Origin of the sequence: Streptomyces globosus (assembly GCF_003325375.1) — a bacterium.
Taxonomy (GTDB): domain Bacteria; phylum Actinomycetota; class Actinomycetes; order Streptomycetales; family Streptomycetaceae; genus Streptomyces; species Streptomyces globosus_A.
Genome location: NZ_CP030862.1, coordinates 2,759,293 through 2,783,725, shown reverse-complemented (window position 1 = coordinate 2,783,725; position 24,433 = coordinate 2,759,293). Strand labels below are relative to the sequence as shown.

Below are 24,433 nucleotides of genomic sequence, written 5' to 3'. Positions count from 1 at the left end.
CCCAGGCTCGGGCTCGGGCTCAGGCCAGGAGGAACTCGCACCAGACGCACTTGCCGCTGCCCCGCGCCTCCACGCCCCACACGTCCGCCAGCCGGTCCACCAGCATGAGCCCCCGCCCGGACACCCCCGCCTCGCCCGCCTCCCGTCGGCGCGGCAGGGCGCTGGAGCGGTCCTCCACCTCGACCCGGAGCCGGCGGACCGGGCCGCTCAGGATCCGCAGGGTGACGATCGCGGGGCCGTCCGTGTGCATCAGGGCGTTGACGATCAGCTCGTCCGCCACGAGTTCGATCTCGTCGGAGCGCTCCCGCGCGCCCCAGGCGCGGACCGCCGCGCCGATCATGTGGCGGGCCGACACCAGGGCCTCCGGGTCGCCGGGGGCGACGTGCTGCTGGAGCCGGCCGCCGCCCTGCGCCGCCGCCTCCTCCACGCGGCGCCGCAGCAGGAGCAGCGCCATGTCGTCGTCGCCGCCGCGCTCGTCTATCACCTCGCACAGCCGGTCCGCGAGCCGCTGGAGGTCCTCCGGGCCGCTGCGGACCAGCCCGGTCAGCAGCCGCACCCCGTCGTCGAGGTCCGCTCCGGGATGCTCGACGAGGCCGTCCGTGCACAGCAGGATCGTTTCGCCGGGGTCGAGTTCCACCGTCGTCACCGGGTACTCCAGGCGGCCGAACTCCGCCGAGAGGCCGAGCGGCATCCCTCCCTCCACGTCCAGCCGGCGGCAGTCGCCGTCGCGGGTGCGCAGCAGCGGGTCGATGTGCCCGGCGCGCACGATCTGCAGGACGCCGGTCGACAGGTCGGCCTCGACGTAGGTGCAGGTGGCGAAGCGGTCGGTGTCCAGTTCGTGCAGGAACACCGAGGCCCGGGCCATGACGGTGCCCGGCGAGTGCCCCTCGGCGGCGTAGGCGCGCAGCACGATCCGCAGCTGGCCCATGACGGCGGCGGCGTGCGTGTCGTGGCCCTGGACGTCCCCGATGACGGCGCCGACGCGGCCGCCGGGCAGCGGGATCACGTCGTACCAGTCCCCTCCGATGTCCTGGCCCATGCGGGCGGAGCGGTAGCGGACGGCGATGTCGCCGCCGGGGACGGCGGGGATCCGGCGCGGCAGCATGGCCTGCTGGAGGCCTTCGGCAAGGTCGTGCTCCTGCTCCAGCAGCATGGCGCGCTGGAGGCTCTGGGCGATGCTGCTGCCCAGGGCGACGAGGAGGTTCCGCTCGTCCTGGGTGAAGCCGTCCTTGTCCTGGTAGAGCAGGCCGATTGCGCCGATCGGGCGGGCCTGGGCGATCAGCGGCAGGTACGCGGCCGCCGAGATGTCCATGTACGAGATCTTCGCCCAGAGTCCGGGGTAGCCCTCGGCGAACTCCTCCGCGGAGTCGAGGAAGCGCGGCTGGAGGGAGCGGACCACCTCGCTCATCGGGTAGTTCTCGTCGACGCGGGTGTAGCGGGTGCCGGGGACGAAGCTGCCCGAGGGGCCCTCGGCGACCAGGTGGATGCGGCCCGCCTCGACCAGCCCCATGACCATGCCCATGGAGCCGAGCCGCTCCAGGCCGTGGGCGTCGCCGATGACGTCGATGACGTCCTTGACGGTCCGGGCGTGGGCCAGGGCCGCGGTGGTGCTCTCGACCACCGAGGTCTGGCGGCGGCGCTCCTCGTCGAGGCCGAGGCGTTCGGCCGAGTGGCTGAGCTCCTCGGTGGCGTCGCGGACGATGCCGATGATCCGGAGGGGGCGGCCGTCGGGGTCGCGCATGACGCGGCCCTGGGTGTGGGTCCAGCGCAGCCGGCCGTCGCGGCAGCGGATCCGGAAGTAGGCGCCGTAGCTGTCCTCGTCGCCCTTGAGGGCGTGGGAGACGAGGTCGAAGAGGCGGGAGGACTCCCCCTCGGGCACGCGGGCGGCGAGCGACTCGGGCCGGCCGTCGTACTCCTCCGCGGGGGTGTCGAACACGTCGAGGCCGGCCGTGTCCAGGTGCATCAGGCCGGTGGACAGGTCCCAGTCGAAGCTGCCCATGCGGTTGAGCGAGAGCGACCGGTCCGGGTGTGCGGGCCAGTCGTCCGGCAGCGATACGGTGGTCGGCACCGGTCCACCATGACACAGGGGCGGGTCATGCGCCCCCCGGGTCCGCGGCGGGAACCGCGGCGGTCGCGGCCCCGGCGGCGGGCACCCCGGCCGCCCCCGGCACCGCTGCGGCGCCGGGGGCGCCTGCCGCGCCGTCGAGGGAGTCGGTCTCGTGGATGCCGGCGCCGTCGGCGCCGGTGCTGTAGGAGTCGGCGCCGTAGGAGTCGGTGGAATAGGAATCGGCGGAGTCGGCGGAGTAGGCGTCGCTCGGGTAGGAGTCCGCGCCGCCGGTCTGCGTGCCGTACGTGTCGGCGGTCCACGGGTCGGCGCCCGGGTCGGTCAGGGCCGCGTCGGCTTCGGCGTCGGGGGCGTTCGGGTCGTAGAGGTCTCCCCCGTCCGCGGCGGCGTCGTCCCCGCCCGGCCACGGCGCCAGGTCGCCGGCGTCGCCCGCCGCCGGATCCGCCCCGGCGGAACCGTCGGCGGGCCACTCGGCGGAGCCGTCCGCCGGCAGGCCCGGCTGGGACGGGGTGGTGCGCTGCGGGGCGTCCTGCCCGCCCGGCACGCTCTCCCCGGGCGGCCGTCCGGGAGTACCGGGCGGGGCGGGCGGGGCGGCCGGGGCGCTGGCCGGCGCGGCGCCGACGGGGATGCCGTCGGCGGGGTCGTACGCGGGCATGGCGCGCGGGGAGCGGTCCTGGGCGCCGTCGTCGCCGGTGGTCCGCTCGATCCACGTGTTGTCCGCGACGTTGGCGATGACGAGGCCGGCGAGCGGGTGGGCGGTGGGTTCGATCACGATCACCTGGTTGGGCTGGTAGCCGTTCCACCGCTCGCCCTTGACGGCAGGGGTCCCCTTCGCGCTGAGCGGGGGGAGCAGCGGGCTGCCGCCGGCGCAGCGCAACCGGGGCATGCCCTGCGCGTCGACGAGGACGGCGGTGCCGGCCTGGAGGACCGCCTGGAAGCCGTACGCGCCGCCGTCGCGGAAGCCGTGGTTCGTGACGCGGGTGTCGGCTCGGAGCACGACAGGAGTGAGCCCGCGAAGGAACTCGGGGAGCCCGGACTCCTGGACGGAGGAGGCCGCCGCGAAGGCGCGGGCCTTGTTGTCGTCGCCGGTCAGGGCGCGCAGCTGCTGTTCGACGTCGCAGCTGCCGAGGCGCTTGGTGCCGCCGTAGAGGCCGGGGGTGGCACCGCCCACGGTGCGGATGCCGCGGCCGGTCGGGTTGGGGAGCGGGGGCTGGGCCGGGGCGGATTCGGCGGTGGCGGAGGAGGGGGTGAAGGGGTCGGGGCCCGCCGAGCCGACGGGCTGGAGGTGGATCTCCTGGTTCTCGGGGCCGGCCGGCGCGGGGGGCTCTTCGCCGCCGCCGCAGGCCGCGGCGGCGAGGCCGAGCAGCGTCAAAAGGGCTGCGCGGGCCGGTGTGTGACGACGCGGCGCCTGACGGGGTGTCGGCTCGTGCACGGTTTTCTCCCTGTTCGCCCCGGATGCTCCCTCCTGTCTGCCGCATGCCGGCGAGCCCCGCAACCGGAGCGCCCGCAGCCGGGGGCACGACCTCCCCCGGGCGGTGCGCAGGCACCCGGGAGAGCCGCTCTTGAACGCGTTCAGACGTTCCCGTAGGGTCGCAACAGGAGCTGAACACGTTCAAAGCGCGGGAGTCTCGCGCGCCCGGGGCGCGGCGCGGCGCCGCCTGGCGGCCTCCGGCCCGCACCTCGGGGAGCGCCGCCGGCGGCCGGGGCAGACGCAGACCGCGCCCCCAGACGGAGGAGACGATCCGATGACCCGACTCAGCGGGGCGGCCCGCCCCGCGCTCACCTACCCGGAGCGGGGCGCCACAGCCTCGCTGCCCCTGCCCGAGCGGTACCACCACCTCCGCCACCGCACCCGGCTCGGCCGCGGCCGCGCCGTCTTCGAGGCGGCCGGGGCCGCGCTCACCACGTTCGGCGCGCACCGCGCCGCGGGCGCGGCGGTCCGCTGCGGCCACGGCGCCGTCCGGCCGGGGAGCCGTGTCGCGGTCGGGCTCGGCTGGGGCCCGCTGCGGATCGAGGCGCCCTGCGAGGTCGTCTGGACGGTGTACGAGCCCGCCCGGACCGGCTTCGCCTACGGGACCCTGGCCGGCCACCCCGAAGAGGGTGAGGAGTCCTTCCTGGTCCTCCTCGACCGGGACGGCAGCGTGTGGTTCGAGGTGACCGCCTTCAGCCGCCCGGCCCGCTGGTACACCCGGGCCGCCGGCCCTCTGGTCCCCCTCTTCCAGCGCTGTTACGCCCGCCGCCTGGGCCGGGCCCTGCGCAGGCTGGCCGCCCCGGCCTGAACCGGCCGATACTGGGGGTGATGGACTGGTTCACGGCGCCCGACCTCTGGCTGGGCCGGCTGGTCTTCCAGCGGGCCCTCGCCGGCGTCTACCTCGTCGCCTTCCTGGCGGCCGCCCTCCAGTTCCGGGCCCTGATCGGGAGCCGCGGCATGCTGCCCGTCCCGCAGCACGTGCGTTTCGTGCCCTTCAAACGCGCCCCGAGCCTGTTCCAACTCCACTACTCGGACCGGTTCTTCGCCGGCTGCGCGTGGACGGGGGCGGCCCTGTCCGCGGCGCTGGCGGCCGGCGCGGGGGACGCCGTGCCGCTCGGTGCGGCGATGGCGATGTGGGCGGTGCTGTGGGCGCTGTACCTGTCGATCGTGAACGTGGGCCAGACCTGGTACTCCTTCGGCTGGGAGTCCCTCCTGCTGGAGGCAGGCTTCCTCGCGGTGTTCCTCGGCAACGCCGAGACCGGTCCGCCGGTGCTGGTGCTGTGGCTGCTGCGGTGGGTGGCGTTCCGGGTGGAGTTCGGGGCCGGACTGATCAAGATGCGGGGGGACGCCTGCTGGCGGAAGCTGACCTGCCTCTACCACCACCACGAGACGCAGCCCATGCCCGGCCCGCTGAGCTGGTTCTTCCACCACCTGCCGAAGCCGCTGCACCGGGTGGAGTGCGCCGCCAACCACGTCACGCAACTGGTCGTGCCGGTGCTGCTGTTCGCACCGCAGCCGGTCGCCTCGTACGCCGCCTGCGCGATCGTGGCGACGCAGCTGTGGCTGGTGCTCTCCGGGAACTTCGCGTGGTTGAACTGGCTGACGATCACGCTCGCGCTGCCGGCGGTCGACTTCACCCCGGTCGCCGGCCCGCCGCCGGCCGCGGCCTCCGCACCGCCGCCGGTGTGGTTCGCGGTGCTGGTGTGCGCGGTGACGCTGCTGGTGCTGGTGCTGAGCAGGCATCCGGTGCGCAACATGGTCTCCCGGCGGCAGGTGATGAACCGCTCCTTCGACTCCCTGCACCTGGTGAACACGTACGGGGCCTTCGGCACGGTGAGCCGGGTCCGCGACGAGGTCGTGGTGGAGGGAACCCCGGACGCGGTGCCGCGGGAGGACGGGGAGTGGCGGGAGTACGGCTTCAAGGGCAAGCCGGGGGATCCGCGCCGGATCCCCCGCCAGTTCGCCCCGTACCACCTGCGGCTCGACTGGCTCATGTGGTTCGCGGCGCTCTCCCCCGGCTACGCCCGGGACTGGTTCGGGCCGTTCGTGGAGCGGCTGCTGGAGGGCGACCGGGACACCCTGCGGCTGATCCGCCGCAATCCCTTCCCCGGCGCCCCGCCCGTCTACGTGCGGGCCCGGCTGTACCGGTACCGGTTCACCACCTGGCGGGAGCTGCGCGAGACGGGGGCGTGGTGGCATCGAAGCCTGCTAAGGGAGTACCTGCCCCCGACCCGTCTTTCGGTGGTGTCCGCCTCGGGCGGGGCCGGAGAGCGGTCAGAGTCCGAGTAGGGCGGCCTCCTTCTCGGGGCTGATGCCCTTGGCGCTGCGGTCGGGGCGCAGGGGGGCGGTGCCTCCGACGGAGCGGAGCCAGGCCCAGGTGTCGGCGACGGTCTCCTCGACGGGACGGCACCGCAGGCCGGCGGCGAGCGCCCGGGAGACGTCCGCGCCGAACATGTGGGCGTGCAGATCGCCCTCGGGGAGCCAGACGGGCAGCTCGGTCCAGGGTTCGATGCCGGCGTCCAGGATCCGGGCGGCCTCGGTCCAGCGCAGTTCGGCGCCTCCGCCGGTGGCGGCCGCGCAGGCTTCGAGGAAGGTGCCCATGGTGGCGTGACCGGCGGGCGAGACCGCGTTGTACGGGCCGCCGAGGCCGGCCGCGGCGGCGTCGAGGGTCCAGCGGGCGAGGTCGCGTACGTCGATGTACTGCAGCGGCAGGTCCTTCGGTCCCGGGGCCAGGGTGGGGCCGCCGCGGGCGGTGCGGCCCAGCCACCAGGGGAGGCGGCCGACGTTCTCGTACGGGCCGAGGATCAGGCCGGCCCGGACGAGGAGGGCGCGGTCGCCGAAGGCGTCGGTGGCGGCGATCTCGCCGCCGCGCTTGTCCTCGGCGTAGGCGGTTGCGTCCGCGTCCGGGGAGCCGTCGACGAGGGGGGCGTCCTCGGCGGCGTTCCCGTTCCCGGGGTAGGCGTGGACCGAGCGGCTGGAGATGTAGGTGTAGTGGCCGGCGCGGCCGCGCAGCAGGCGTGCGGTGTCGCGGACCGCGGTGGGGGCGCCGGACCAGGTGTCGACGACCAGGTCCCACTCGCCCGCTTCGGGCGCGGCGAGGACGGCGAGGCCGTCGGGGGCGGTGCGGTCGCCGTGTACGGCACGGGTGCCGGGTGGCGGCGCGTGGCGGCCGCGGTGGAAGACCGTGACGTCCCAGCCCCGGGCGAGGGCGTCGTCGGTGAGGGCGCGTCCGACGAACTCGGTTCCGCCGAGCATCAGCAGTTTCGTCATGCGGCCAGCGTGCCGGGGGCCGGCGCGGCGGCGGAAGCCGTGATCGCTTTCGGCGATGACGCCGACGGCGGACGCGAACCGGGAACTCCGCTTGCCCGGCCCCGGGCGGCGGCACGTCTGCCTCCGCCCGCCGAGCCGTGCTCCGCCCCCTTGCCGTCGTGCTGTCCTGTGACGGCCGGAGGGGCGGTTCCGGGATCGCTGCCCGGCTAGTCGATGCCGGGCAGGATGTGGGATTCCGCGAGGTCGTCCTCGTATCCGGCGAGGCGGATCGGGGCCGAGCGGGCCCAGACCTCGAGGCTGCCCAGTTCGTCGCTGTGGGGGCGGCCCTGCCACCCCGTGCGCTCCAGCAGCTCGTCGGACTTCGTCTTCGTCTCTGTCACCGCGCACTCCTTCGGTGTCGCTTGACCCGGCGGCCAACCGCATCGGGTATGGAGAATGGAGAGTTTCAAGACGCGGTGGCGCCATGGTGGAGCGTGGCCTGGGTGGGGCTCTAGCGTGTCCCCCAGAGTACACATCTGAGCAGGTACCCGCTCGGTAGATTGGCAAAATCCACCCCAATGGCGCGAATATCCGCTCGGTTCCCGGGTTTGTGTGTCACCTTTGCGGCGAGGTCTGCCCTTTGGGGCGGCCCCTCCGCCGCGGGGAGCCTTCTCGGACCGGGGATGCGACAGCGCCCCGGCCCCTCGGGAGGAGGGGCCGGGGCGCTGTCGCGGGGCGGGCGGTGGCGCGCCTCACCACTTCGCGGGCGCGTAGTCCTTCAGGAAGACCCCGTACAGGTCCTCGCCTGCCTCGCCGCGGACGACCGGGTCGTAGACGCGGGCGGCGCCGTCGACCAGGTCCAGGGGGGCGTGGAAGCCCTCCTCGGCCAGCCGCAGCTTGTCGAAGTGCGGGCGCTCGTCCGTGATCCAGCCGGTGTCGACGGAGGTCATGAGGATCCGGTCCGTCTCGAACATCTCCTGGCCGCTGGTCCGCGTCACCATGTTCATCGCCGCCTTGGCGGCATTGGTGTTCGGGTGCCCGGCGCCCTTGTAGCCGCGGCTGAAGACGCCCTCCATCGCGGAGACGTTGACGATGTACGCCCGCCCGCTGGCGGCCTTGCGGGCGGCCTCGGCCATCACCGGACGGAGCTTGCTGATCAGGATGAACGGCGCGGTGTAGTTGCACAGCTGGGTTTCGAGCAGCTCCACCGGGGAGATCTGGTCGATGGTCTGCACCCAGGTGTTGCTCTCGACGACGTCGGGGAGCAGGCCGCCCGCGTCGATCGCGGTGCCGTCCAGGTGCCGCTCCAGGCTGGCGTTGCCCGCGACGAGGGCCAGGTCCGCGACCTTCTGCGCCTCCAGGCCGCTCACGCCGACGGGCAGCGCCGCCAGGCCGTCGACCGCACCCGAGTTGAAGGCGCCGATGACGTGGTGCGCGGGCAGCTCGCCGGCCGGCAGCGGGGCGCCCTCTCCGTCCACCAGCGCGGCGTACGCGCTGGGCAGGCGGCGCACCGTCTGCGTCGCGTTGTTGATCAGGATGTCCAGCGGTCCGGCATCGGCGACGCGGTCGGCCAGCTCCACGGCCTGCGCCGGGTCGCGCAGGTCGATGCCGACGACCTCCAGGCGGTGCATCCAGTCCGCCGAGTCCTCCATCGCCGTGAAGCGGCGGATGGCGTCCTTGGGGAAGCGCGTGGTGATCGTGGTGTGGGCGCCGTCGCGCAGCAGCCGCAGCGCGATGTACATGCCGATCTTCGCCCGGCCACCGGTGAGCAGCGCGCGCTTGCCCGCGAGGTCGGCGCGGGCCTCGCGCCGGGTGCGGTTCTCGACGGCGCACGGCGGGCAGAGCTGGTGGTAGAAGTAGTCGACCTCGACGTACCGCGTCTTGCAGACGTAGCAGGAGCGGGGGCGCTGGAGTATGCCGGCGATCCGGCCGGCCTCGGTGACGGAGGTCGGGAGGATGCCCTCGGTCTCGTCGTCGATGCGCTGCGCCGAGCCCGTCGCGGTGGCCTCGGTGACGGCCTTGTCGTTGGCGGTCTTCGCGGCGCGGCGCTCCTGGCGGCGGCGCTGCTTCACCGTCCGGTAGATCCCGGCGGTGGCCCGGCGCACGGCGACGGCGTCGGGGTGGTCTATGTCGAGCTTGTCGAGCTCGTCGAGCACGCTGAGGCAGACGGCCATGCGCTCGGGGTCGATGCCCGGCCCGTACGCCTGGATGTCTTCGGTCTCGGTCTCGGTCGCCGTCATGGCCGCTGCCGTTCCTTGGTCACTCGTCCGCATCCGCCTGCTGCGGAAGTCCTCAAAACGGCAACTGTACGGATGCTGCGGGCCGGGAACCAAACCCGTGCCGCGGGGGCTCACTCACCGCGTCCGGGCGGTCACCGCGGGCGTACTGCGCGGGGAGTGCGGGCGGGGCCGCGTCATCCTTTCGCAGTACGCCCTGAGCAGGGTCGATGTGGTCCTCCAGGGGGAGGAATAGGCGTCCCCGGCGCGGCATTGTGGGATACATGAGTGCCCTGGGGCTGTCGCTGCTGCTGTGCCTGGTGTCCGCGGTCGCGTACGCGGGCGGAGCGATCGTTCAGGAGCGGGTCGCGGCGCGCGGCCAGGAGCGGGCGTACGCGCCGGTGCGCCGGCCGGAGTGGTGGGCGGCCGTCGCGCTGAACGGCCTCGGCGCCGTACTGCACGTGGTGGCGCTCGCGTACGGGCCGCTGAGCCTGGTGCAGCCGCTGGGTGCCCTGACGATCGTGTTCGCGCTGCCGATGGCGGCCGTGTTCGTACGCCGGCGGGCCACTGCGGCAGCGTGGCGCGGGGCCCTGCTGGCCTCGGCCGGGCTGGCCGGGCTGCTGGCCCTGACGGGCGGGAACCCGGACGGGGGCGCGGACCGGCTGCCCGTGGCCGGCGAGCGGGCGCTGCTGCTGGCGGCGACGGCCGCCGCGGTGTCGGTGCTGTTCGCGGCGGCGCACGGGGTGCGGCGGCCGGTGCTGCGGAGCGTGCTGCTCGCCGTGGCGGCGGGCACGGCGTTCGGGATGGCGTCGGTGTTCACGAAGGCGCTCGCCGAGGGCGTCGTACGGGGTTCCGCGTCCGGCCGCTGGCCGGACGCGGCGGCCGTCGCGGTCCTGGCCTGCGGCGGGCTGCTGCTGTCGCAGGCCGCCTACCGCGGCGCAGGACTGGCCGCGCCGCTGGCCACGCTGACCGTCGTCAACCCGGTGGTGGCGGCCGCGGTCGGGCTGACGCTGTTCGGCGAGGGCTTCCGGTACGGGGCGGCGGGCACGGCGGGGGCGCTGGCCGGCGCCGCGGTGGCGGCGGCCGGCCTGGTCGTGCTCACGGCCGCCGCGCCGCCGCACACGGCCTCGTCAGATGCCCACGCCGTGGGCGCGGAGGTACTTCAGCGGGTCGATGTCGGAGCCGTAGCCCGGTCCGGTCCGCACCTCGAAGTGGAGGTGGGGCCCGCTGCTGTTGCCGGTCGATCCGGAGCGGCCGATCCGCTGGCCGCCGGAGACGTCCTGCCCGGCCTTCACGCCGAGGGCCGACAGGTGGGCGTACTGGGAGTACCGGCCGTCGGTGTGCCGGACGATCACCTGGTAGCCGTACGCACCGGCCCAGCCGGCGGAGACGACGCGGCCGGGGCCGACGGACCTGACGGACGTACCGGTCGCGACGGGGAAGTCGACGCCCGTGTGGTAGCCGCTGGACCAGGAGGATCCGCTGGCCTTGTACCGGGTGCCGACGGAGGCGTCGACGGGGGCGACGTAGCCGCCGCCGGTCTGCTGCTTCGGCGCTGACGCGGGCTTCTCCGCGGGCTTCTGCTGCGCGGGGGCCGGCTTGGGCGCGGCCTTGTCGGCGGGCTTGGCGGCCTGCTTCTCCGCGGGCTTCTGCGCCGGCTTCTCGGCGGGTTTGGCGACCTGCTCGCCGGCGGGCGGTGCCGCGGGCGCGACCGGCTTGACCGGTTCGGCGGTGCGCGGCGGCTTCTCCGGGTTCTGCGCGGGCGGGGCGGCGGTGATGCGCAGGGTGAGGCGCTGCCCGGGGAAGATCAGGTCCGGGTTGGCTCCGACGGTGGTGCGGTTGGTCTCGTACAGGGCCTGCCAGCCGCCCTCGACGTGCTGCCGGACCGCGATCGAGGACAGCGAGTCGCCGGGGGCCACGACGTACGGGTTCGGCAGGACCGACGTCCCGGTCGGCCGGGGTGCGGCGGGCGGCGCCGCGGCCTTCCCGGCGGGCTGCGCCTGCACCTTGACGACCTGGACGGTGGCCTTCGCCCCGCCCTGCGGCGACAGGTCGGGGGCGGGGCCGCCGCGGGTGAGGCCCGCCTGCTTCCCGCATGTGGGCCAGGCCTGCGGCCCCTGCCCCTTCAACACCTTCTCCGCGACGGCGATCTGCTGCTCCCGGGTCGCCTTGTCGGCGCGGGGCGCGTACTGGGTGCCGCCGAAGGCGCGCCACGTCGTCTGGCTGAACTGGAGCCCGCCGTAGTAGCCGTTGCCCGTGTTGATCCGCCAGTCGCTGCCGGACTCGCATTCGGCGACCTTGCTCCACGTCTCCGCGGACGCGGCGTGGACGGTCCCGGCGCCGATCAGCGGGAGCGCGATGCCGGCGCCGCCCGCCGTGACGGCGAGCGAGGCGCGGTTGATGCTGCTCGGCTGGTACCGGCGGTGCCGACCCCGTACACCCATTGGGAGCCCCCATCGAAGACATCGGTGAGCGCCAAACCTAACGGTCCGGTCACGGCCGTGACAAGGGGCGCAACAGGGCGCACAGCAGGGCAAGTTGACATTGTCCCGGGTGGCGGGCGATCCGCCGGGGGCCGCGCCGCGGTAGCGTCGGTGGTCCCCGCACATCGAAGCACCAAGGAGCGCACGCATGAGCAGCACCGCCCAGATCGGTGTCACCGGGCTCGCGGTGATGGGCAGCAACCTCGCCCGGAACTTCGCCCGCAACGGTTTCACCGTGGCCGTGCACAACCGGACCGCCGCCAAGACCCGTGCCCTGGTGGAGGAGTTCGGGCACGAGGGCGACTTCGTCGCGGCCGAGTCCGCGAAGGAGTTCGTCGACGCGCTGGAGCGGCCGCGCCGGCTGATCGTGATGGTGAAGGCGGGCGAGCCGACGGACGCGGTGATCCGTGAGTTCGCCCCGCTGCTGGAGCCCGGCGACGTCGTCATCGACGGCGGGAACGCGCACTTCGAGGACACGCGGCGGCGCGAGCGCGAACTGCGCGAGCGGGGCATCCACTTCGTCGGCGTGGGGATCTCGGGCGGCGAGGAGGGCGCGCTGCTCGGACCGAGCATCATGCCCGGCGGGTCGCCGGAGTCGTACGACGCCCTCGGCCCGATGCTGGAGCGGATCGCGGCGAAGGCCGCCGACGGCACGCCGTGCACCTCGCACGTGGGCCCGGACGGCGCCGGGCACTTCGTGAAGATGGTGCACAACGGCATCGAGTACGCGGACATGCAGCTGATCGCGGAGGCGTACCACCTGCTGCGCAAGGTCGCCGGCTACTCCCCCGCGCGGATCGCGGAGACGTTCCGGACGTGGAACCGGGGCCGGCTCGACTCCTACCTGATCGAGATCACCGCGGAGGTGCTCGCGCACGTCGACACGGCCACCGGCAAGCCGTTCGTGGACGTGGTGGCCGACGCCGCCGAGCAGAAGGGCACCGGCCGCTGGACGGTGCAGACCGCCATGGACCTGGGCGTTCCGGTGTCCGGCATCGCGGAGGCGGTCTTCGCCCGCGCCGTCTCGGGCCACGCCGGGCTGCGGGCGGCCTCGCGGGGGCTGGCGGGCCCGTCCGCGCAGCCGCTGGCCGGGGAGGCCGCGGACGCGTTCGCAGCCAAGGTCGAGCAGGCGCTGTACGCCTCGAAGATCGTCTCCTACACGCAGGGCTTCCACCAGATCCGGGCGGGCAGCGAGGAGTACGGCTGGGGCATCGACCTGGGGGCGGTGGCCTCGCTGTGGCGCGGCGGCTGCATCATCCGGGCGGCGTTCCTCGACCGGATCCGCGCCGCGTACGACGCCCGGCCGGACCTGCCGGGCCTGCTCGCCGACGCCGGGTTCGCCCAGGAGATCGGCGCGGCGCAGGACGACTGGCGTGCGGTGGTGGCGGCCGCGGTGGCCGGCGGCATCCCGGTCCCCGCGTTCGCGGCGTCGCTCTCGTACTACGACGCGCTGCGCGCAGAGCGGCTGCCTGCGGCGCTGACGCAGGGGCAGCGGGACTTCTTCGGGGCGCACACCTACCGGCGCACGGACCGCGAGGGGTCGTTCCACACCCTCTGGAGCGGTGACCGCACGGAGACCACCGCCTGACGCGCGGCTGCCGCGGCGGAGCCGGAAGGGCTCCGCCGCGGCTCGGCGCAGGTCAGCTGGGCGGCGGGGGCTGCGGAACCGGCGCGGGCCCGGGCGGCGGGGGCACCGGATCCGGCTCGGGGAACGGCGGCGGCACCGGCGGATCCGGCCGCGGCACGGGCTCCGGATCGGGGAACGGCCCGGGCCCCGGCCCGGGCGTGGGCGGCGGCGGCACCGGAGTCGGCTCCGGGACGGGCGGCTGCGTCTGCTCGGCAGGGACGTGGATCGGCATACGCCCCACCTTCCCCCGATTCACGGACCCACGCCTCCGGACACGGCCGTCCGGCGTGACGGAGCCGCCAAAGGCGCCGACCGCCTCAGCCGGCCGCCACGGCGTGGGGGCTGCGCTGCTGGTCACTGCCCGGCACGGGCGCGGAGGGATCCGCTCCCAGCTCGACGATCCGGTTGTCGGCATCGACGTGCACGACGCGCGGCCGCATCGCCCGCGCCTCGGCGTCGTCGACCTGGGCGTAGCTGATCAGAATGACGAGATCGCCGGGATGCACGAGATGCGCGGCAGCCCCGTTGATCCCGATCACGCCGGACCCGCGCTCCCCCTCGATGACGTAGGTCTCCAGCCGGGCACCGTTGGTGATGTCAACGATGTGCACGAGCTCCCCGGGCAGCAGATCGGCGGCGTCGAGCAGATCGGCGTCTATGGTCACGGACCCGACATAGTGCAGGTCGGCCTGCGTGACCGTGGCCCGGTGAATCTTGGACTTGATCATGGTGCGCAGCAATTTGAGCTCCTAGAGGACGGCTCCCTGCCAGCTTTTTGCAGGTCAAGGGCGTCCTGCACTCTACACCGAGAGGCGTAGGATCGGAGATCCTTAGGAAAATCGACTGCCTCTGACGGCAAGGCTCCTGGCCTGCACTTCCGTGGGCACCAGGCTGTTGTGACGCTGCTGACCCGCGTCGCATCGGACAGCCGCTTCGGAATGTGGGGGGACCGATGCTGACCAGATGCTGAGTTTCCTGACGGCACGTCACGCAGACGGAGAGGGCCCAGGCCGACTCGCTGCCCCCGGGCCCTGCCGCGACCGTCACCCGCGCCAGCGCCAACCGCTGCCACCGTCCACGCCATCAAGCAGGCTACCGAGACGGGCTACAAGATCCGGGTCCGAGGCGAGGCCCATCGCATCGGCTGGGCGCCCGGAAGGCATAAACGCGTGCACCGGCTCTGCTCGGTACCGCAGCAGCCCTTGAGGAACACCCCCGTCCCGCGGGCAAGCCACGTAGCGAACATTCTGATCGGGAGCCAGATATCCACGCCATGCCAACCTCCGCCGCAGCGATCACCAGATCAGCAAGCCGGGACGCCTCGGCGCCCGATACTGACCATTTGCTGGCCCGATCAGCCCTTTCGGACCCCTGACCTGCCTAAATACCCAGATGCTAGATCTTCGAGCGCGTGATTCCCCGCGGTACCGGGATTACGCACGGCTGGCGGTGGAGACGGTTGAGCACAAACACCCTAAAGTCCCCACGTTACCGCTCCCTGTGGTTCGCCGTTGACCGTCACCGCAGGATCGGCCTCCACCACGCGCACGGACAAGTCGAGCGGTGCGGGGCTGGCGTTGGCCGTTTCGGCCGCCGAGAGGTGTCGGACGTTGGAGGAGCCGTCGGCGAACGGGCGGACGGTGTGGGCCAAGAGGCGGGTCAGTTCATCGTCGAGGCCGTGCTGCAGTGGGGTGCCGTCGGGGCCGAAGGAATCGATCTCGCGCTCGGCGAGCTGCTTGCCGGTGGCCGCGTGGGTGGCGGTGAAGCGCAGGATGCCGCTCTCGTTGTAGCGGAACTTGATCTCGATCTTGTTCCGGCGGACGTCCTGTTCGCGGGTCGGGAGATCCACCTCGATGTTGGCCAGGGGGAAGGCACGGTCGCTGTCGGCCGGGTAGCCGATCTCGCCCTCGATCACCGGCACACGCACGAAGGAAGCGCCCGGCGTGTCCGGGTAGAAGTTGGCCGAACCCTCCGCGGGGAGCGTGGCATTGCGTCGGATGATGGCGCGGAAGCCCTTCTGTTTACCGGCGCTCACGGCCGTGCCCAGGTCGTAGCTGGTCACCAGGGAGAAGTCGCTGTCGTCGCCGAGTTCGCCGTCGAGGGAGGCCGCGTAGATGGCTGCACCTCGGGCGACGGCGGTCATGGGCCGGCACAGGCCGCTGTCGACGATGCGGTCGTGGCCGAGGAGCTCGCCCAGGGCGTGACGGACCTGGGGGATCTGCGAGGTGCCGCCGATCATCAGGACAGAGTCGATGTCGTCCGCGGTAATGGCCAGGTCTTCCAGCGCCTGCTGGACCGGCTCCAGGGCGCGGGTGATGAGCGGGGTGATCTCCTCGGTGTACTCGGCCGCGGTGATCCTGACCTCACGCCTCGAGATCGAGGGGGCGAGGCCGACCGGGAGGTCGAAGAAAAGCGCGCCGCCCATCGGCACGGAAGACAGGGCGATCTTCGTCAGCTCGACCGACCGGCGCCAGCGGCGTCGTTCGGCTTTGGTGAGCTGGTCCGCGGTCAGGCCGATCTTCTGCTGGATCAGCTTGGCCAGCGCGTTGTCGAACTCCAGGCCTCCGAGGGCGGTGATGCCGCGGGAGGTCTGCTCCTCGAAGAGGCCGTCTTCGTATTCGAGGACGGTGACGTCGATGGTGCCGCCGCCCCAGTCGAAGACAAGGAAGCGGCCGGGGACCGGGACGTCGTGGGCGTACGAGATCGCAGCCGCGGTGGGCTCATTGAGCAGGGCCCGGACCTTCACTCCGCCGAGCGCTGCCGCGGCACGGGTGCGGTAGCGCGCGCCGCCCGTGGCGTTTGCGGGGACGGTGACGACGGCGTCGGAGAGATCGAGCAGCTGGGCGGAGACGCCTTCCTTCATCCGGCTGAAGAGGGAGGCGGCCGCGACCGTGCTGTGGAACTTCTCCGAGCCGACCCAGACGTGATGTTCCTCGAGCTGGGCTGCGACCTCGAGGCCGTCGATGTCGCCGTCCTTCTCGGCACCGGAGCGGGTGCCGAGCATGCGCTTCACGGCGTCGAGCGGCTCACTGGTACCGGTCTTCGCCTCCCAGCCGAAGCAAAGGGTGCGCTGGAGGTCGCGGACGGACAACACGGAGGGGAAGAGCTGCTCGAACTCCGACATCTGCCACTGGGCGGGCACGTTGTCGCCGTCGACAGGCAGCACTTCGGTGGTGTGCCCGTTCCAGTGGGCCACCACGGAGTTGCTGGTGCCGAAGTCGATACCGAAAGTCATCGCGTTCCCCTCTGCTTCATCCAGCGGTCCCCGTTTCCTCCGGGGCGGGAATGTGACCCGCCATCTCGCCGCCCGTTGTCTCTCCGCTGCTTCTCGGGGTCTTGGCCCCGGTGGTGCTTCTTCCTCTCCGGCTGTGCAGGAGACTCCTTCCTCGGCTGCTTCTTATCGGTTTCTGCATGGTTCGCCCTGCGCTTCTGCCCCGGTGTCATTTTGTCAGGCTTGGGGAACGGCGCCTCAGTGACGGCCCGCAGCCATCCACGTTCGACAAGCTTCCCGGACTCCTTGTCGACGTAGGCCGGCACGACGAGTTCAAAGGTGACCGGGCCCCTCTTCATCACGCCGGGCTGGTCCTCCACGACGTTGAACAGCGCCTGATCACCGGTGTCGCCGACGATCTGCAGGCCGGCCTTCGCCGCCTCGTGGTCGAGGCGGGTCAGCACCACCTGCAAGGTCTTCGCGTCCAGCGCTTGCCGGTGCAGGACGGCCAGCTGGGCCAGATGCATCTGGCGTGTGCGGATACTTTCCAGCACACCCTTGCGGACTGCGTCGGTGAACTGGGGAAGCACTCGGCGCATCAACTCGGCCCGGAAGGCGGAGACCAGATCGGTCTCGGTCTCCTTGTCGGCCAGAGCTGCACCAAGTTTCTGCGTCGCCTCCTCCAACTCCTGCTCCACCACGGGCAGGAGCGTCTCGTTGACCGACTTCAGGATCGCGGCAGCGTCCAGGGTCCCCGGGGTGAACTCGGGCAGGCGGCTCTCGGTAAACCGCCAGGGAGCTGCCTCGGCCGCCCTCCGCTCTCCACGATTGCGCACGCTGCCGCTGTTCGGCCCGCGTCCTCGGTTCCGCGGGGATCCCTCACGGGGGCCAGAACTACTGTCGCCTTTACCGGCTCCGTTGCTCACGATGTGCTGCTCTCTGGGTCATAAGGGCTGCGGTGTCTTCGGCAGCCGGGGAAAGGCGTTCTGTCGCCTTGGTGATTATTTCTCGGGCCGCCTCGGTGCGAGACCACTCGCGGTCGCTGTCCGTGGGCGGCTGGGTGAGCCTCTGCAGAGGTTCGGGCGGGAGTTCCAGCCGGTGGCTCGTGCCAGTGGGGTCCTTCCAGCGGTGCGGGGCGAGCGGTACGGCGAACCGGGGTACTTCCTGCTGCTCCCGCTCGGCCTTCTCGATCACGTCCTTGGCGCGGTTGATCCGGACGCGGCCGCTGTCGTCGAGTTCCTTCCTCAGGGCTCGCCAGGCCTTCTTCCAGTCGTCCGTCCCGTCGGGCACGCCCAGCACCAGAAACGGGTTGAGCGGCTGGTCGCGTTCTCCGACGGGCCGGTCTTCCAGGAAGCTCCGATTCTTCCGCAGCGTGGCCACGGCACCTCCGCCGAGCTGATCCCGCACCGGGGGATGGCCTTCGGCGTCCTGCTCCAGGAGTTTGAGGGACTCCGTCCTCTCCTGGCCGGCTCGCAGGTAGGCCTGGATGTTCTGGGCCTCCCAGCGCACCGGCTGCGAGTGGTGCCGGAGCCTTCCGGCCATGGTGAGCGCCGCCTTCCTCCGTTGCTCCGCCGTCTCGTCATCGCCGCGGAGGAGGGCACGGTGCATCTGCCGCACGGCCCTGATCAGGGTCCGCACGCCGTTCCAGCCGTTGAACTTCTTGTTGCCGGCGCTGCGCGCACTGGGATGGATCCGCTCCAGGAGGACCCACAGCCGCTCGTCGGCGACGAGGTCGTCCGGGACCTCTCCGGTCCGCCGCACCTCGCGCAGGGCGTCGAGGAGCTTTCGCGTCGGCGGCAAGAGGTCGGTCCACTCCTCGGCTATGGCCTTGGCGTCGTTGGCCTGCAGCCTCACCAGTAGGCGCCAGTCCTGCGGCCAGTCCCGGCCTGGGGCCTTTCCCGGGCCTGCCTCGCGGCGCTCCCGTTCCAGGGGCCAGGCCAGCAGGTCGATCTCCTCGTCGGTGAGGGACGCCGGGTCCAAGCGGGCGCGGAAGTAGGCAGCACGGGACGTTCCGTCGCTCTCGGGTACCGCGCCGATCCACTCCTCGTCGATGTAGTCGTCGAGAAGCGGCCGGGGAAGCTTCGCCAGGAGTGCCCTCTGCCGAGGGGCCGGCAGGTTGGTCTCCATCAGGCGACGGTCGTCCTGGTAGATCTGCCACATGCTGCCCGGCTCCCCGAGAAGCGGCAGTGGCTTGTCCTCCAGCAGGGCGCGGGCGCGGTCATCGAGTCGGCCGTTCAAGACGTCCAGCCCGTGGTCCTGTGCCATGACGAGCAGGGAGACGCCCTTGGCCGGGTCGTCCTGCCGGGACGCCGCATCAGCCGCGGCCCGCGCCAGCTTCCGCGCAGAGAGCGTCCCCGTCTCCGCCTTCAGCGTGTCGGGCAGCACGAGTTCGGCGAAAGAACGGGCCCGCTCCCAGGCATGCCGGTCGGTGAATCCCTCTGGGACCGGCTGAGGCACGGCCGGTTCCGGCGCCGGCTGCTTCTGCCGCGGTACGACCGAAGCAGGGCTGCCGGGGGCCTCCGCTACCTGCGGAGCTTTCTCGACGGCCCGGCTCCGGGCGCGGGTCTGGCGGAGGGCGAGGCGGCGGGCGATCTCGCGCTGCCGCAGCTCCTCCAGGCGGGCCTGCTCGTCGTGGCCCGCTCCCAGCGGGATTCCTGCCGTCATCAGAGCTCCTCCGCGAAGATGTGCACCTGCTCGATCACCGCGGCAGGGGTCCGGTCCAGGCTGTAAGAGTCCGCGAAGGCGATCCTCGCGGCGAGGCCACCGCCACGGACCTCGTTACGAAGAGCCTGAAGCCGTTCGTTCCCGCACTCCTCGCCAGCAGACTCCAGCGGATGCTTGACAGCAACCGCGACGGGCTCGCCGGTGAAGTCCGAGGTGAAGAGGGCCACGGGTCCGGCAGCGGTCTCCATCAGGCTGACGGTTTGCTCCTCGTCCGCCCAACCCTTCAGCAGGACAGCGTGCTCGTCCGGGTCAATCTGCAGTTTCCGACCACGCAGGGCGTCGGTCAGGTCGCGGGCGAGCCGCCAGTCGTAGAACGGGTGGAGGCGCATGTTGGAGTAGTCACGCAGGCAGGCGTAGCAGGAGCTGCGGCAGTTCTGCGCATGATGGTCGGCCTCCAGGTCGTGCACGTACCGGTCGACCGCCTGGAGGAACTCCTCGATGTGTTCTTCCGAACCGAGGTAGGTGCTGAAGCCTGCGCCGTTGTCGAGGCTATCCGCCAGGTAGGCCATGACCGGAGCGGCCACCGGGGCGTCCGAGCCGTGGATGCCGCTGAGGAGTTCCTCCGGCTGCACGTCCAGGTGCGGGGCGGCTGCGCGGCGCAGCAGGGCCGCCAGCGAATACCAGGCGGCGCGCCGGCCGTGGTAGGCCTCGGGGAAGCCGTCGATCTGCTGGGACTTCGAGATGTCGAAGCGGAGGCCCCGACTCGTGTCCAGGGCGTCCTTGGCCCCGATGAAGAGCATGTCCGTGTGCTGGGTGGCGCCGAGGGCGATCTCCAGGTCGGCTTCCGCCTTGGGGTGGTCCAGAGCGACGTATCCGCCCCAAGGGCCAGTGTTCTTGACGAACCGGAAGAGCTTTCCGGCGTTGGTGTTGACGATGTAACGGTCGCCGCTTCCGGTGTGGACGACCATCCAGTCGTCGGCGGCACGGTGGATGCGCGGGGCCGTCTTCTCCAGGTCGGTGGCCGTCCGCGCGCTGGTGGCGTTGGAGCCGAGCTCCCGGTAGCCGTCATAGTCCCGTGCTTCGCGGGCGGCCCGGAAGCCTGCGGGTTCCCGGAAGGGGACGGCCTTGTAGTACTTGCCCTCCGCACCGCAGGCGGGGCAGGTTCCGGCCCTTGCGGTCTCCGGGTCAACGACGGCTTGCGGGTCCACGTGGGAGCAGATCCGGCACATGGCGACCAGCTGTTCCGGACCGAAGGGGTCCTCGGCAGCCTGCACTCCGCGGCCGCTTGGGACGAGGGAGACCACGCCCATGGAGCGGAGCAGACGACCGTCCTGCGGGGTCTCGCTGCCAGGTGCGAACTTGCTGAGGGCGACGGCCAGGTCGCGGTTGACGGAGTCGGCCGGCGGCCAGGGGAAGGTCTTCTGCGGGATGCTCCGGTAGAGGAGGCGGGAGCGGGTCGGGAAGCCGAACATGGGCAGGAGGCCAGCCTCCGCCAGACGCTGGCTGAGGTCGGAGTGGCCGATGGTTCGGGCTGCCACCTCGTCGACCTGCTCAAGGAGTTCGTCGATGGCGGCCACCGGGTCGATGGCGGCGATGTTCTCCGGTGTTCCAGCCTGGAGTGCGGCGGCAGCGGCCCTGATGCGGTCCGGGTGCTCGGCGATCCAGCAGCGAACGGCACCGCGGTGCGTCGGCCAATCGGCGGCGAGGCCGAACTGTCCGTGGACGTTGGCCGTCATGTCCGGCCCCCTCCGGCGGTCCTCCGGCTGCAGAGGCTCGAAGGCCTGGCGCAGGACCTCTCCCAACAGGACCCGCCGGAAGACAGAGACCATGCCGAGGACCAGGTAGGGCGGCGGAGTCGGGTCGTTGGTGATGGCTTCCGGGCGGGCGAAGTAGTGCTCGTCGTGACTGCGGCCGCGGCAGACGGTCAGGGCCACGGCGACCGGGCTGTTGCGTCGGCCTGCGCGCCCTACCCGCTGCTGGTAGTTGAAGCGGGTAGGCGGCATGTTGGCCATAATCACGGTGTTGAGGGGGCCGATGTCGACACCGGCCTCCATGGTCGTGGTCACGGAGAGCAGCTCCAGCCCGTCCGCCTGCGGAACGTCGTTGTCGCCGAGGAAGACGTCCTGGAAGAGGCTCTGCCGACGCTGGGCCTCCAGCCGGTCCGTCTGGCCAGTCAGCTCCGCCGTGCGCAGGGGGAAGTCACCGGTGCGATGGGCGGCCTTCCACGCGTAGTAGTCGTCTTCAAGCACTCCGCTGTACTGCTGGGGTACGGCGGGCAGCGGGGTCAGGCACTTGGTACACAGCCCCGTGCCCGGGTAAAGGTGCGGCCGGTGGCAGGAGCGGCACGTCCAGGTCTTGTTCTCGCCAGGGCGGAGCGCCACTTTCTCCGGCTTGATGACGTAGTCGACCACGGCGTCCTTCCAGACTCCGAGCACCCGGTCCTCAATCGTCTGCAGATCGGTGCCCTGGCGTTCGGCGACCTGCTTCCAGAAGCGCTTCAGAGGCGCAGGCGGCCTCTGCAGAGAGGCACGTATCCGGGTGAAGCGCCGCATCAAGCCGAGAATCCGCAGACTGGCACGGGCCACGGCCTGATCGCTGTCCGGGCCGATCTCTACAGGCGAGCGGTCGTCTCGCAGGCAGAGCCAGCCGAGTCCGAGCGATTCAAAGTCACGGCCGCCACCGGAGAAGAGGCTTCCGATGGTCTCGAGGCGGAGGCGGGAGCGGAGGCGGTTGAGGAGTTCCTCCTGTGCCTGGGTCTCCGCCACCGCTTCCCGGTCCCGCTCCCAGTTGTAGAGCGCGGTCCAGGGCTGTCCGGCCGAGGTCTGCTGGAGAGAGGCCGCGGGACCGGCGGGGTTGGTGCCGTACTTCAGCAGCATGCCTTCGAGGTCGGAGGCGAGGTCGTCCAGCGAGGGCAGTTCGGAGAACTTCCGCTCCAGGTCGGGCAGGAGTTCCGGTTCGGCGTCGAGGTCGTCGAGAAGGATCGCTTTCAGGCGCCCCCAGTCCGCCGGGTTGCGGTCCCGGAGCCTTTCCATTGCGGCACGGGCGGCCGCACGATCGACCGACTCCCCGGCGTAGTGGGCCTTCACCAGCTGAAGGTCTCCGAACGGATCCCCCTGGTTCTCGACGGCCTGGGCACTGAGCAGGCGGAGAAGGTCTTGGTGGTGGCGGAGGGCAAGGCCGCTGGCGAGCTCGGAGGCGTCGTCGCGGCTGTCGGAGAAGGCGATCGCCTTGCGTTGGCCGTCGGGGAGGTGGCCGAGGGCTTCGGTCACCAGCACCTGGTTGATCTTGTAGAAACCGGTGCGCATCCGCCGGACCGGCGCGTTGCGCAGCCGGTCAGGAGATTCCAGCGGGATGAAACGGCCGTCCCTGTCGTACTTGATCTCCCAGTCGTCGCCGCAGGCGGGGCAGCGTGTGGGGAAGGCCTGCAGCCGGGCCGGGTCGTAGGCTGGCTTCTTGCCCTCCTTGTCCAGGGGCACAGAGATGTGGAAGGACCATCCGGTGTGCTGGACGTCCCGGTTCTCCAGGCGGCCGGTGGCGGGCTGGTAGGCGCCGCGGCGGAACTCGAACTCGACCTGCGGCCCGCCGTCGGACAGGCCCGCGTGCCAGCCGGGGTCGTCGAGGCCGAGGCCCTCGGTACGCGGCCAGTACACGACGTAGTTGGCCGCGGTGGGTACGCCACTGGCATCGTCGGGGAGCTGGTCTAGGTCCGGGAAGTCGGCGTGGAGGGCACCGGTGAACTTGCGCCGCTGGGTGTCCTTGGGGCTGGCGTACCCACCAAGCATGAGGTCGCCGCAGGCTTGGCAGGAGAGAAGTTCCAGTACGCGGGCGCCGCAGGTGCAGCGGGACGTGGGGTCGGCGAAGAGCCGACCGACCCGGCGTTCGAGGCCGTGCTCCACGGGTATGTTGGGGCACTGCGGGTCGGAGCAGGCCCAGATGCCCTCGATGTTCCGGAAGAAGAGGTGGGCGCGGAGCTGGGGAAGTTCGGGGTCCTGGGCGGAGCCAAGTATGCGCAACACTCCGTGGAGTGCGTCCTGGCGCTGTTCCTCGGGGACGTCCGGAAAGAGGTTCTTCGCCAGTGCGGGGGCGGGCAGAGCACGAGGCTTGCCGTCTGGAGTGAGTGCGTGCTGGAGCGCCGGGCCAAGACCGGTCTCCCGAGCCAGGGCGATGGCTTCGTCGTGGGTGACGGGGGCCTTCGCAGCCTGCGCGAGGCGTTCGGTGTGGGAGGCCAGGCCGCCCTCGCCGTGGATCTCCTTCGCCTTTCCAGGGATGATCACGCGCCGCGAGCCGGGCAGGGCGAAGAACCCGTCGAGGAACTCGTCGTCCCGGCCGGCCTCCAGGGAGGCTGAGGCGGCGAGCACACGGAACTTTTCGGGGCTTTCGTCGAGGCCGAGACGGTGACGGAGGTTGCGCAGCAGGTAGGCCACCTCGGTGCCGGCCGTACCGCGGTACATGTGGAGCTCGTCGAGGATCAGGGTGAAGCGGGCGCCCGGGGTCTCCTCCAGCCACTTCCTCGTGGCGCTGAAGATGTGCTCCTCCTGCTTGCGGAGCAGCATGATGTTCAGCATCGAGTAGTTGGTGACCATTACGTCCGGCGGCGCGGCCTGCATGTCCCAACGCGCGTGCATCTCCGCTCCGGCGAGGCGCGGGATGAAGGGCTGCAACTCCTCGCCGAGCTTATCGTCGGCCTTGCGCTGCCGTTCCTCGACCTCCCGCAGATACTGCCGGAGACGGAAGTTCGCAGGCTCGGAATCGCGGCTGCCGGAGACAGGGGTGGCTCCGGTGTAGCGGCCGAAGTAGAAGCGGTGTCCGTTGCGCTTCCGGTTCAGCCACTCGTGGGCCTCGCGGCTGTCCAGCGACTTCCGGAGCCGGACCAGCTGGTCGTCGGCGAGGGCATTGGTGGGGTAGAGGATCAGCACGCGCATGGCGGCGGGATGCCCGTGCTCGCTCTGTCGGCTGGGCACGTAGTCGCCGTCTCCCTGCCACCATTCCCGCTGCACCGCACGGGTGCCCTGCCACTGGGCGGACTCGGCGACCAGGTCGGCAAGAACCGGCAGCAGGAAGGACTCCGTCTTTCCGGAACCGGTGCCTGCGGTGACCACGAAGTCCTTGCCCTCGCAGGCGGCGACCAGGGCGTCGTGCTGATGCTGGTAGAGGCTGGTCACGCCGTCGGGGAGCGTGAACCGAGCGAACTCGGCCGCCTCGGGGTGCGCCCCTGCTTCGGCGAAGGAGTCCGCGATGCTGACGCCCCGGGAGGCATACTGCGGGCGCAGCTCGATCAGCGGGTCACGCCAGGCCCCATTGTCCCGGTCCAGGAGGTTGCGTCGTTCCTCCATGACGGAGCGGTCATCGACGCCGAACGGGGTGTCGTAGTAGCGGAAGAGCGCGCTGCGCAGGTCTTCGAAAGTGCCCATGACGTCCGGGACATCGGTGTTCGTCACCGCCACTGT

14 protein-coding genes and 1 pseudogene are annotated in these 24,433 nt (G+C 71.8%); 4 read left to right on the top strand and 11 right to left on the bottom strand.

The features are described 5' to 3' along the window. Positions 1-19 precede the first annotated feature (19 nt). Together C0216_RS12475 and C0216_RS12470 are read right to left on the bottom strand one after the other, a co-directional pair. A complete protein-coding gene (locus C0216_RS12475) occupies positions 20-2,086 on the bottom strand; it encodes a SpoIIE family protein phosphatase (protein ID WP_428985487.1) in 2,067 nt (688 codons plus the stop codon). 7 nt (positions 2,087-2,093) lie between these two features. Further along, positions 2,094-3,437 carry a DUF6777 domain-containing protein gene (locus C0216_RS12470; RefSeq protein WP_114055340.1) on the bottom strand — a complete coding sequence of 448 codons (1,344 nt, stop codon included), beginning with the start codon at positions 3,435-3,437 and terminating at the stop codon, positions 2,094-2,096. Positions 3,438-3,810: 373 nt separating this feature from the next. On the opposite strand from C0216_RS12470, the gene C0216_RS12465 reads away from it, so the two are divergent. Both C0216_RS12465 and C0216_RS12460 read left to right on the top strand, forming a co-directional pair. Further along, on the top strand, positions 3,811-4,344 hold the full coding sequence (locus C0216_RS12465; RefSeq protein ID WP_114055339.1) for a DUF1990 family protein: 534 nt from the start codon (positions 3,811-3,813) through the stop codon (positions 4,342-4,344). A 20-nt stretch (positions 4,345-4,364) separates the two neighbouring features. After that, complete coding sequence (locus C0216_RS12460) at positions 4,365-5,825, top strand: lipase maturation factor family protein (protein ID WP_114055338.1); 1,461 nt, start codon at positions 4,365-4,367, stop codon at positions 5,823-5,825. On the opposite strand, the gene C0216_RS12455 is transcribed toward C0216_RS12460, so the two are convergent. The 3 genes from C0216_RS12455 to C0216_RS12450 all read right to left on the bottom strand — a co-directional run bounded on the left by C0216_RS12455 (position 5,811) and on the right by C0216_RS12450 (position 9,025). After that, positions 5,811-6,806, bottom strand: a complete 996-nt coding sequence (locus tag C0216_RS12455; protein ID WP_114055337.1) for an NAD-dependent epimerase/dehydratase family protein — start codon at positions 6,804-6,806, stop codon at positions 5,811-5,813. The two genes, C0216_RS12460 and C0216_RS12455, sit on opposite strands and share 15 nt — an antisense overlap. Before the next feature lie 206 nt (positions 6,807-7,012). Next, positions 7,013-7,186, bottom strand: a complete 174-nt coding sequence (locus C0216_RS33840; RefSeq protein ID WP_174250382.1) for a hypothetical protein — start codon at positions 7,184-7,186, stop codon at positions 7,013-7,015. Between the two features lie 351 nt (positions 7,187-7,537). Beyond that, positions 7,538-9,025: an SDR family NAD(P)-dependent oxidoreductase gene (locus tag C0216_RS12450; protein ID WP_114055336.1), complete on the bottom strand. Its 1,488-nt coding sequence runs from the start codon at positions 9,023-9,025 to the stop codon at positions 7,538-7,540. Positions 9,026-9,231: 206 nt separating this feature from the next. Between C0216_RS12450 and C0216_RS34325 the strand changes: the two are divergent. Further along, positions 9,232-10,035 (top strand): annotated as a pseudogene (locus tag C0216_RS34325) (DMT family transporter); the annotation flags it as partial. A 96-nt stretch (positions 10,036-10,131) separates the two neighbouring features. Here the strand turns inward: C0216_RS34325 and C0216_RS34320 are convergent. Next, positions 10,132-11,445, bottom strand: coding sequence for a transglycosylase family protein (locus tag C0216_RS34320; protein WP_162793187.1), 1,314 nt, complete (start codon positions 11,443-11,445; stop codon positions 10,132-10,134). A 187-nt stretch (positions 11,446-11,632) separates the two neighbouring features. Between C0216_RS34320 and gndA the strand changes: the two genes are divergently transcribed. Then, positions 11,633-13,072, top strand: coding sequence for an NADP-dependent phosphogluconate dehydrogenase (gene gndA / locus C0216_RS12435; protein WP_114055334.1), 1,440 nt, complete (start codon positions 11,633-11,635; stop codon positions 13,070-13,072). 356 nt (positions 13,073-13,428) lie between these two features. On the opposite strand, the gene panD is transcribed toward gndA, so the two are convergent. The 5 genes from panD to C0216_RS12405 form a co-directional block, all read right to left on the bottom strand. Further along, positions 13,429-13,851 carry an aspartate 1-decarboxylase gene (gene panD / locus C0216_RS12425; protein ID WP_114055332.1) on the bottom strand — a complete coding sequence of 141 codons (423 nt, stop codon included), beginning with the start codon at positions 13,849-13,851 and terminating at the stop codon, positions 13,429-13,431. 734 nt (positions 13,852-14,585) lie between these two features. Then, positions 14,586-16,346, bottom strand: a complete 1,761-nt coding sequence (locus C0216_RS12420) for an Hsp70 family protein (RefSeq protein WP_114055331.1) — start codon at positions 16,344-16,346, stop codon at positions 14,586-14,588. Then, on the bottom strand, positions 16,343-17,158 hold the full coding sequence (locus C0216_RS12415) for a hypothetical protein (protein WP_114055330.1): 816 nt from the start codon (positions 17,156-17,158) through the stop codon (positions 16,343-16,345). The genes C0216_RS12420 and C0216_RS12415 overlap by 4 nt, the downstream gene beginning before the upstream one ends. A 70-nt stretch (positions 17,159-17,228) precedes the next feature. Then, complete coding sequence (locus C0216_RS12410) at positions 17,229-18,986, bottom strand: hypothetical protein (protein ID WP_114055329.1); 1,758 nt, start codon at positions 18,984-18,986, stop codon at positions 17,229-17,231. Continuing rightward, complete coding sequence (locus tag C0216_RS12405) at positions 18,986-24,424, bottom strand: DEAD/DEAH box helicase (RefSeq protein ID WP_162793186.1); 5,439 nt, start codon at positions 24,422-24,424, stop codon at positions 18,986-18,988. Before C0216_RS12405 ends, C0216_RS12410 begins: the two co-directional genes overlap by 1 nt. Positions 24,425-24,433: the final 9 nt, after the last annotated feature.